Below are 9078 nucleotides of genomic sequence, written 5' to 3'. Positions count from 1 at the left end.
TCCCCGACACCGCCTGGATCAACCAGCCCGCCCAGGAGACCGATACGACAGCCGCATAACACACCCACCGGTCTCATTCAGCTTGAAAAATTCCGTGGCGGCAACGCCGATGCCCGTCCAGGCTGTAGTCCGTGTTCTCGTCGTTGTAGGGGTGCCCTTGTGCGCAGGCGAGGATCACCATTGCAGCACGCCTGAGGTTCTCGCCGATTGTCACGGCTTCTAGATGACGCCGATTGCAGCACAGTGGGACGCCGCACAAGTGGTCGATCGTGAGGTTGAGCGCTGAACCCTCCCCGTTCGCAAGCTCATAGGCGAGACGGTGAACCTGTACGTTGCGCCCCTTGCGCTTCTGCCCCGACACCCACACATACATGGTGCCGTACCCCGCCTTGTTCTTGGGGCCAGTCCACACTTGACAATCACCCGTGAGCCCGTAAAAAATCTTGCCGCGCTCCGAGACCGGCTGGGGTACGAGTCCATTCCTCAACTTCACCGCCGGAGAAACCGCGGGCCCACTCATGACGCCGTGACCATCGAGATATAGGACAGCGATAGCGATGCTGGCCGCGACGGTTATCAGTTCACCGCACCCACAACCGCATTTGACCTTGTTCGGGTCGCTGTACTTCTGCAAGCGGCGGAGGTGCGCTTGGCACAGTCCGCGCCCCGCGACAGGGCGCGGGCACCCATTGAGCTTGCACTCACGACTGACCACCTGAACCTGCCGCGCAGGTCTGTCACCGGGCAGCCCCGTGCTAATCTCGGCTCGCTCAATGTTGAATTTGCGAGCATTACACGTCCAATGAGCAGCGCGACAATTTTCCATCGTGTGAGGGCCGCCTTTGGACAGCGGAATCACATGATCGACTGCCGGGGAGAGCGGGTCATGTTTGCCGCCAAGAATCCGGGATGTTCGCAAGTGATCCGGGATTAGCTCGCCGCACAGGTGACATATCCAGCCGTCTCGCTCGAATACCTCTCGCGCGATGACAAGTTCCGTCTCAACCCCCCATTCCTTGGCGCGGTTGAGCGCGTCACGAGCCCGGATCAACTCCGCCTTACGGAGCTTGACATGCTCCTCGCACCGCTGACGGCTCGGCCCCCGCCCCGAGGGTCGAGGGTTGAACATCGCGTCACAATCCGCGCACTTAATGAGCATGAGGCTCCTCGTCCCATTTGGACCATCGTTCGGTGACAATTCGATGTTGATGCCCAGGCCAGACAGCCCCTAGCCGCCGATATAGGACGCCGCCTCCATCGACGTCGCCCGAGTGCTCATCGGGTGAGCGCTGGAGCGGGGTAGGGCCAGTCCTTGATCAACCGAAGTCTGCCCACCCGAGCATTTCTCGGTATAGAACCTCGCCGGGTAGTGGTTCTGGAATAGGACGGGGGTCGCCTGTCCAGCACCCGAGTACCGGGTGCTGGACTGTCTTAATACTGGCAGCGGTCCTATTGCGGACAATGAAACGAGAGAACTCGTCCAAAAATCGCAGGGTCTCACTGAACAACGTGGTTGCGAGAGTCGCAATGTCGGCCGCATACGCTGTTGACCCGAACGGATTGGACGACTGCGCGTTCCAAACACCCAGCCTATCCAGTTGTTCCTGGTTTAGCGGAGTACTGGCAGGGTCCAGCTCGTCAATGCCATCCAAAGTAACCGCGACCGTGGTCGATGACCCGTAGCTACGCGATAATTGGTGTTGGGTATCCAACGGCAGCGCGTGAATTCGGTTACGCAACTGGCCAATAACCCAGGCATAGGAGCCCAGCGATTCGAGCAGCTCAGTGTTTGTTGGTTCGAACTTTTCGATCACCGCCCGCAATTCTGCATCCGAGGTGAGCGAGCACCGCTGTTTGTCAGGATCGAGTTTGGTATCGAATAGAGTTCGAACCACGCGACCGTATCTATCCATCGCTGCGCAGAGATACAGCAAGACTCGTTCGAAAGCCTCCGCGGTGGCCTCTGCCGTGTCTGTACGCTGCATGTTGGACGCACTGCCGTTGCTCAGGGCGGCGAGTAGATTATCTACAGCTCGCGCGGCCCGACTCAGCCGCATGGCTATCGCTTCCACAGACTGAACCAGGCTCAGATCACGGCCCATAATCGACATCAGCCGGATTGCTGCTAGGTGCGGGACGGATGCGTAGATCCCAGCGAGGTACAGCTCGGTGACCGAAGACGCGACGGTTCGACGCTCCGACGTGCCACCATTTTGCAAGCGAGTCTTATTCGACTCAAGAACGTGGTTACCCGTAACGCGAAGATAGTGGCCGAATAGCGGAATTAGCTGATCAGGTGAGATGCTGAGAACAAGGTCGTTATCGGCAACGTCGTCGCGCCCGGCGGTTGGTGCCACCGTAACGATTACATCGACGCCGAGCGCTCCCGCTGCGCACGTGAGCGCTGCCGCACGGTGTCGATCTGCGAGCGTAAGTCCTGAATCGTCAGAGAACGCGTCGCGGGCAGCTTGATCGAGCTGTGCGTACACGCTGAAGAAATGCGCTGACGACCACATCCATCGTTCTCCGTCGTCATAGCCCGAAATGCCGACGGTCGATGCATCGGCGAATTTCGGGGCATCCTCGACCGTTGTGAACGTGAAGAGATACCACCGGCGACACCCGAGAACGGTTGTCCACTCCACAGGCTCGACTTCGTCGTTCTGGACGAGCAGAATCGGCTCAACCTCTTCGTCCCTGCCGACGATGCGCAGCAGTTCTGGAGTCGGCTGCTTCAACGTCTCCACGTCGATTCCCACACGCATCTTCCGCATGTTCGGCTGGATCGGAAACAGCGGGCCGACGTTCCGTTGTTTCGTTACGTCATCGACAGGAGGACGGACGTACCTCATGTATCGGTAACGCGGCACATCGTCAGGCACGGTCAAAGTCATCGCTAACTGATAGCACCCCGCACCGACATGGTTGCCCCGCTTCGCACTGCAAGGCCGCTTTGTGCACAGAGTGCTGCCGATACCCAACGCGCAGCCCGCAGCTCCTTGTGACAAGTTCCCATGTCAGCTTCACTTTCCGCCGTCCCGCCAGCGTCCCTAGAGTGTCCCTAAACGGGCAGATACGGGCCGGACAGTGCGACACAGGCCGGACACGAAATAGCCTCTGACCTCGACGATGCCGAACGCGGCAACACCCGCCGGACGGTTCAGCACGCTTTTACACACCAGCGGTCGGGGGTTCGAACCCCTCTGCGCCCACAACCGAATATTCAGCTCATTGGCTGTTTCCCTTCACTCCGTCACCGCATAACACCCGCCGCGCAAGCTGATCTTGCCTAGAACTTGCCAACGGGTCGGCAACCTAGGTTCCGGTCTCTTCAGTTTCGTCGTCGAACACGGCCGCACCCGCCGCCTCCAGCGCTTCGGGGTACGCGTGCCCATAGACGCGCGGCAGCACAGCTGGATTATGGCCGAGCGACTTCGCCACCACCGATACCGCAGCGCCGGAATCCAAGAGGATCGTCGCGACGGTGTGACGAGCATCACACAGGCGGATCACGGGCCGCCGGAGTGGGGCTTGCGGATTGTAAGGGGCGGGGATGTTCAGGGTCTCTACGAGTGCGGCGACGATCTCCCTCGGCGGGTTGCTGACAGGCTGCGTCAGCCGAGCAGCGGCAACGCACCGACGAGTTTGTTGACCTGCTTGCGTGGGCCGTACAGGCCGACACCGACACTGGCCAGGTCGGCGGTCGGGGTGGCCGCCATCTTGTCGATGTATTCCTCGTATGTCTTGCAGCCCTGAGCCAGGGAACTGAAGCTGACGAAGAACATCCCGTCCCGCTCGGCCGCGGCCTGCACGATGGTGTCGACCTGCTTGCGCGGCGCCACCAGGATCGGCAGCGGGGTGTAAACGATGCCGGGGTGGATCACGCCGTCGGCGTCGTTCACGTCCACGCCGACGAGTTCCTCGATGCGGTTCCCCATGGTCAGCGAGAGCACGCTCGCCGCATTGACCGCGAGTCCCGTGGGCAGCTCGTCGCTGACCACGATCGCGCACTTCAACTCTGGCCGGCTTGTCATTCGTTGCCCTTCTCTGTGTTCGATATTCTCTGTGTTCGACATTGCCGCGAACCTGTCGCCGTTTCGCTGGTACAGGCCGCACACCACGCCAGCGATGACGACCGCACCGCCGATGATCTGTTGCACGCCAATGGATTCCCCGGCCAGCAACGCCGCCCACACCAGGCCCGCTGGCGGGACGATGTTGAGCAGGTTGACCGCCACGCTGGGCAGCAGCCCACGCAATCCATAGTTGTAGAGCACGAACGCGACCACCGAGCACAACCCGGCCAGGAACAGCATGCGGCCCAGGGCGGCTGGGGACGGCCAGGCCCAGCGATCCGTCTCGAGCAGCGACATCGCGAAGAAACCGAGCGCTCCGGCCAACGTCTGGTAGTACGTCACCACGACCGGCGAGGCTTCCGAGGTGTCGCGCTGCGCCACCAGGTTGTACCCGGCCCAGATGAGCCCGCCGAGGATCAACAGCGTGTCGCCCCACCACCGGTTCCCAAGGTCGCCGCTGCTCCCGTCCTGCACAACCAGCCAGACTCCGCCGATGGCGATGACCATGCCGGCCAGACGGACGACCGACAGCGTGGCCCGCCGCAGGATCAGCTCCACAGCGAGGGTGATGATCGGGTACGAGGCGACGATCAGCGTCGCGTCTGACGCCGTCGCTAGATCGACACCGAGATTCTCCACGGCGAAGTACGCCGCGACGCCCAGCAGTCCGGCCGCGCCGATGACCAACCGCTGCCGCACTGTCGGCAGCGGTTGGTTCCGCCTGGCATGAACCACTGCCGCGAGGATGAGGGCCGCGACGCTGAATCGGATCGCGCCGATCGTCAGCGGCGGGATCTCCGCCAGCGTCATCTTGGTCACCGCGTACGACGTGCTCCAAATCAGCGCCGCCGCGAGGACAGCCGCGACCGCCAGAGCGCGCTCGCGCCGGCACACGGGTTCCGCTGGGGCGGCGGCGAGTTCAGCGGCGCGGAGGATCACGGCGCCCAAATTAACAGCCGCTGCGGGCGTTTTCGCATCTCATCGTGATAAGTTCGGCTATTCGTCAAAAATGTCGAATTCTACACGGAAACGAGATTCTGATGATGGCGCTGGACGAACTTGATACGGCGTTGCTGACACTCATGCAGGAAGACTCCCGGCTGACGAACAAGGAACTGGCCGCCCGCCTGCACGTGGCACAGTCCACCTGCCTGGAACGCATTCGCAGGCTGATCAAGCGCGGCATACTGCGCGGCCAACACGCCGATGTGGATCTGCGGAAAATCGGCCGCGGCACCCAGGCGATGGTGGCCGTGCAGTTGCGTCCCCCCGACCGCACGGTGATCGAGTCGTTCCAGGCCTTCGTCGCGAACCTGCCGGAAGTGCTGTCCTACTTCGTCATGTCCGGCGGCGACGACTTCCTGCTGCACATCGCGGTAGCCGACAACGATCAGCTCAGCTCCTTCATCCTGGACCGCCTCACTCAGCGGCGGGAGATCGTGCACGTGCGGACCTCGGTGATCTTCAGTCACGTCCGACGTTCCGTGGTCCTTCCCCTGCCGATCAGCACCGACCTCACGAGATAACCGAACAGACTGCACGGCGCATGGCGGCGGGGCTGAAATAGACCCTAGGCGTGCGTATTTGGACCATAACCGCCTTGTCGCCCACAACCGTCTACCTCGGACGACAACGCACGGTTACCGTTTGACTCATGTACCCGGACGGGGAGAACGTCACAGGTGAGCGGCTGCGTGCTGCGCGTGAAGCGGCGGGACTCAGCCTGTCCGCTCTGGCCGCGCGCACGCACTACAGCAAGGCTCTGCTCGGGATGCTGGAGAACGGGCAGCGCCGGATCAGGTCGGAACATGTCCACGCCTACGCCGATGCGCTGGGGATCGGCTCAGCCCTGTTCATCGAACCGGCCGATGGTGAGCAAGCGGCGGCGGAATGGATCCACCGAGTCGCTGCATCGGACCTGGGTGGGGACACCTTGGACCGCCTGGAACTGGCCGTGGACGATCTGGCGGCGAGCTACCCGACGACTCCGCCGGGCGAACTGCTCATGCGCATACGGCAGCATCTCGGCTACGCCGGTCGACTGATGGACAGTCGGAAGACTTTGACGCAGCACCGCCGATTGCTCGTCACGGTCGGCTGGCTGTCGCTGCTGGCCAGCACATGCCATATCGACCTGGGCGAAACCTCCGCCGCAGCCGCACGGGGACATCTGGTGTGGAAGCTCGCGGACGAAGCAAGACACCGTGAGATCGCGGCATGGTGCCTGGAAACACGAGCATGGCAGCAACTGACGAACGGGGAATTCGTAGCGGCGGCGGAGCTGTCGCGGGCCGCGCAATCCCTTGCCCCAGCGGACAGTTCGGCGTTCATCCAAGCCACCGCCCAGGAGGGCCGCGCCCTGGCACGGCTCGGGGACAGCAACGGCACGTACAGCGCGCTGCGGAGGGTCGCCCGGCAGGTATCCGTACTGAGCACGCCCGACCGGCCGGAGCACCATTTCCGGTACGACCCCGCGAAGTCGGATGCCTACGTGGCCACGACGTTGGCCTGGCTCGGTGATCCAGCGGCGGAGTCCTACGCTCGGCACGTTCTCGCCGATCTGGCCGGCGCTGCGTCCGTCCGGCCGCGTCGAATCGCGATGGCGAATCTTGATTTGGGCCTGGCGCTCGTCGCGGTCGACAAGCCGGACGAGGCAGCCGGCGCAGCGCTCACGGCCATCACATCGGGCCGACTGGTTGCGTCCCACTACTGGCGTGTCTCCGAGATAGTCACAGGCATCGAAGGCCGAGGCGCGCCGGATGCGGCCGTGGTGCGCGATGCGTTCCGCGACACCTACCGGGCTTAGCGGCGAAACACTGGGACCGCTCACCAGCGGATCCGCATCAGCAGGCGAGACGGTGTTTGCAGCGTGGCGCCATCTTTGCCGAGAGCTTGGCAGGACAGGCACATACGGGCCGGACGGGATACGGCCCCTGACCTGGACAGGATGGACGGGTCGGTACTGGCTGGACGATACGGTGCGCTGACACATCAACGGTCGGGAGTTCGCCCTCTGCGGCCACTCGTGATTTTCCAATTCCGGTCATCAGTGCGCCCGCACCGCAGGCCATCACCAATGTTTCCGTGCCTTTGACTCGAGCTCACAGAGGGGGAGCCGGGCCGTGTGATAGCGCGCCCCGGTTAGCATCGGTCGTCTTACAGATCCAGGAAACCCCGAGGGGCTTGTGTTGACTACCGACCATCTTGACCGCTGGAACGCTCACGAGGCTTCGGCGGAGGCGATGATTCCGATCATTGGCAGGCTGTATCGCGAGAAGGGGGTGACCATCCTCCTGCACAGCCGGTCGCTGGTGAACAAATCGGTGATCAGTATTCTGCGGACGCATCGGTTCGCGCGGCAGATCGAGGGTGAGGAGCTGTCGGTCGAGGAGACGCTGCCGTTCCTCGAAGTGCTCGGCGAGTTGGATCTGGGGGTGTGCAAGATCGACCTCGGCCGGTTGGTGATGGCCTATCGCATCGACGATCGCGGACTGTCGATTCCGGAGTTCACCGCCGCTGTGCTGGCCGATGTCACCGATAGCAACAAGGCCGAGCCGCAGGGGCCCAGGGATGTGGTGTTGTACGGCTTCGGGCGGATCGGTCGTCTGGTCGCTCGGCTGCTCATCGAGAAGGTCGGATCCGGCAACGGGCTGACCCTGCGGGCCGTGGTCGTACGCAAGGGTGGCGAGGGTGATCTGGCCAAACGGGCGTCGCTGCTGCGGCGGGATTCGGTGCACGGGAAGTTCAATGGAACGATCAAGGTCGACGCCGCGAACGACACGATCATTGCGAACGGCAACGTCATCAAGTTCATCTACAGCGACGATCCGACGACTATCGACTACACCGAGTTCGGGATCAACGAGGCGATCCTGATCGACAACACTGGTAAGTGGCGTGACCGTCACGGCCTGTCGCAGCACCTGCGTCCCGGCATCGCGAAGGTCGTGCTCACCGCGCCCGGCAAGGGCGACGTTCCGAATATCGTGCACGGCGTCAACAATCGCGGCCTGGATCTATCGGAACAGATCTACTCGTGCGCTTCGTGTACGACCAATGCGATCGTGCCGCCGCTCAAGGCAATGGATGACCAGTTCGGCATTGTCCGCGGTCATGTGGAGACGGTGCATTCGTTCACCAACGACCAGAACCTGCTGGACAACTTCCACAAGGCCGACCGTCGTGGTCGGTCTGCGCCGTTCAACCTCGTGCTCACCGAAACCGGCGCCGCATCCGCGGTCGCGAAGGCCATGCCGGACTTCAAGGCCAAGATCACCGGCAACTCGATTCGCGTTCCGACCCCAGATGTTTCGGTCGCGATCCTGAATCTCCAGCTCGAGCGGGAGGTCACCAAGAGCGAAGTGCTCGAGTACCTGCGCCAGGTATCGCTGTCCGGACCGCTGAGTCGCAACCTCGACTACACCGCGGCCACCGATGTCGTCTCGAGCGATTTCATAGGATCGCGTGCGGCATCCATCGTCGATGCCAATGCCACTATCGTCGACGGCGACACCGCGATCCTCTACCTCTGGTATGACAACGAATTCGGCTATTCCTGCCAGGTAGTGCGAACGGTCCAGTACATCTCGGGCATCGAGTACCCCACGTACCCGCAGTTGGACACGGCTCGCGCCGACGACGTCCACACAGCGGCAGCGGCCGCCGCGCGGTAGTTCGTACGGCGTCCTTCAGCCGAAACCTGTTCGGCCATCGCGGTTTCCACGATGGCCGTGGAAACCGTGGTCGAGGAGCCGCAGCTCGGGGTGCGAGCGCATCAGCCGACGCAGGTCCGCGCGTATCCCGACCCGGGCTAGCGTCGCGCCCGGGCATGGTTCATCCGGCGCAGCAGCTGCTGGCGGGCCGGCTCGACCACGTCGAAGAGCCGGACCCTCCGCCCCCTGGGATCCGGTGTTCCTGGCTGCCTCCCACCCGCGAAAGTCCACGCAGGTACCGCTCTTTCGAGAGCCCACCGAATACGTCCGCATCCCGCGCGCCTGCGATA

At 62.9% G+C, this 9078-nt stretch carries 7 protein-coding genes and 1 pseudogene; 3 read left to right on the top strand and 5 right to left on the bottom strand.

Annotation, left to right across the window (positions count from 1 at the left end; all coding sequences use genetic code 11):
- Positions 1-73: 73 nt before the first annotated feature.
- From AB0J29_RS29255 to AB0J29_RS29235, 5 genes and pseudogenes are all read right to left on the bottom strand, one after another.
- Complete coding sequence (locus AB0J29_RS29255) at positions 74-634, bottom strand: HNH endonuclease signature motif containing protein (protein WP_364793255.1); 561 nt, start codon at positions 632-634, stop codon at positions 74-76.
- A 159-nt stretch (positions 635-793) separates the two neighbouring features.
- Positions 794-1129: pseudogene (locus AB0J29_RS29250) on the bottom strand (HNH endonuclease); the annotation flags it as partial.
- Between the two features lie 187 nt (positions 1130-1316).
- Positions 1317-2894, bottom strand: coding sequence for a hypothetical protein (locus AB0J29_RS29245; RefSeq protein ID WP_364793243.1), 1578 nt, complete (start codon positions 2892-2894; stop codon positions 1317-1319).
- Positions 2895-3315: 421 nt separating this feature from the next.
- Positions 3316-3468 (bottom strand): recombinase XerD, encoded by a 153-nt coding sequence (locus AB0J29_RS29240; protein ID WP_364793241.1) that lies wholly within the window; start codon positions 3466-3468, stop codon positions 3316-3318.
- A gap of 146 nt (positions 3469-3614) precedes the next feature.
- On the bottom strand, positions 3615-5015 hold the full coding sequence (locus AB0J29_RS29235) for a DUF2000 family protein (RefSeq protein ID WP_364793239.1): 1401 nt from the start codon (positions 5013-5015) through the stop codon (positions 3615-3617).
- 101 nt (positions 5016-5116) lie between these two features.
- Between AB0J29_RS29235 and AB0J29_RS29230 the strand changes: the two genes are divergently transcribed.
- The 3 genes from AB0J29_RS29230 (at position 5117) to AB0J29_RS29220 (ending at position 8749) form a co-directional block, all read left to right on the top strand.
- Positions 5117-5602, top strand: a complete 486-nt coding sequence (locus tag AB0J29_RS29230; RefSeq protein ID WP_364793237.1) for an Lrp/AsnC family transcriptional regulator — start codon at positions 5117-5119, stop codon at positions 5600-5602.
- 128 nt (positions 5603-5730) lie between these two features.
- Positions 5731-6882, top strand: a complete 1152-nt coding sequence (locus AB0J29_RS29225) for a helix-turn-helix transcriptional regulator (protein WP_364793235.1) — start codon at positions 5731-5733, stop codon at positions 6880-6882.
- A gap of 382 nt (positions 6883-7264) precedes the next feature.
- The gene (locus AB0J29_RS29220) at positions 7265-8749 is read left to right on the top strand and encodes a glyceraldehyde-3-phosphate dehydrogenase (protein ID WP_364793233.1); all 1485 of its coding nucleotides are present in this window, start codon (positions 7265-7267) and stop codon (positions 8747-8749) included.
- The last annotated feature ends 329 nt before the right edge of the window (positions 8750-9078 follow it).

The sequence above is a fragment of the Nocardia sp. NPDC049707 genome, assembly GCF_040674855.1.
In the GTDB taxonomy this organism is placed as follows: domain Bacteria; phylum Actinomycetota; class Actinomycetes; order Mycobacteriales; family Mycobacteriaceae; genus Nocardia.
Note: the sequence above shows the minus strand (reverse complement) of the source record. Positions and strands in the feature narration are given on the sequence as shown.

Coding starts and splice junctions, on each gene's coding strand:
- AB0J29_RS29230 (WP_364793237.1), top strand. CDS start 5,117: ATGATGGCGCTGGACGAACTTGATACGGCGTTGCTGACACTCATGCAG.
- AB0J29_RS29225 (WP_364793235.1), top strand. CDS start 5,731: ATGTACCCGGACGGGGAGAACGTCACAGGTGAGCGGCTGCGTGCTGCG.
- AB0J29_RS29245 (WP_364793243.1), bottom strand. CDS start 2,894: ATGACTTTGACCGTGCCTGACGATGTGCCGCGTTACCGATACATGAGG.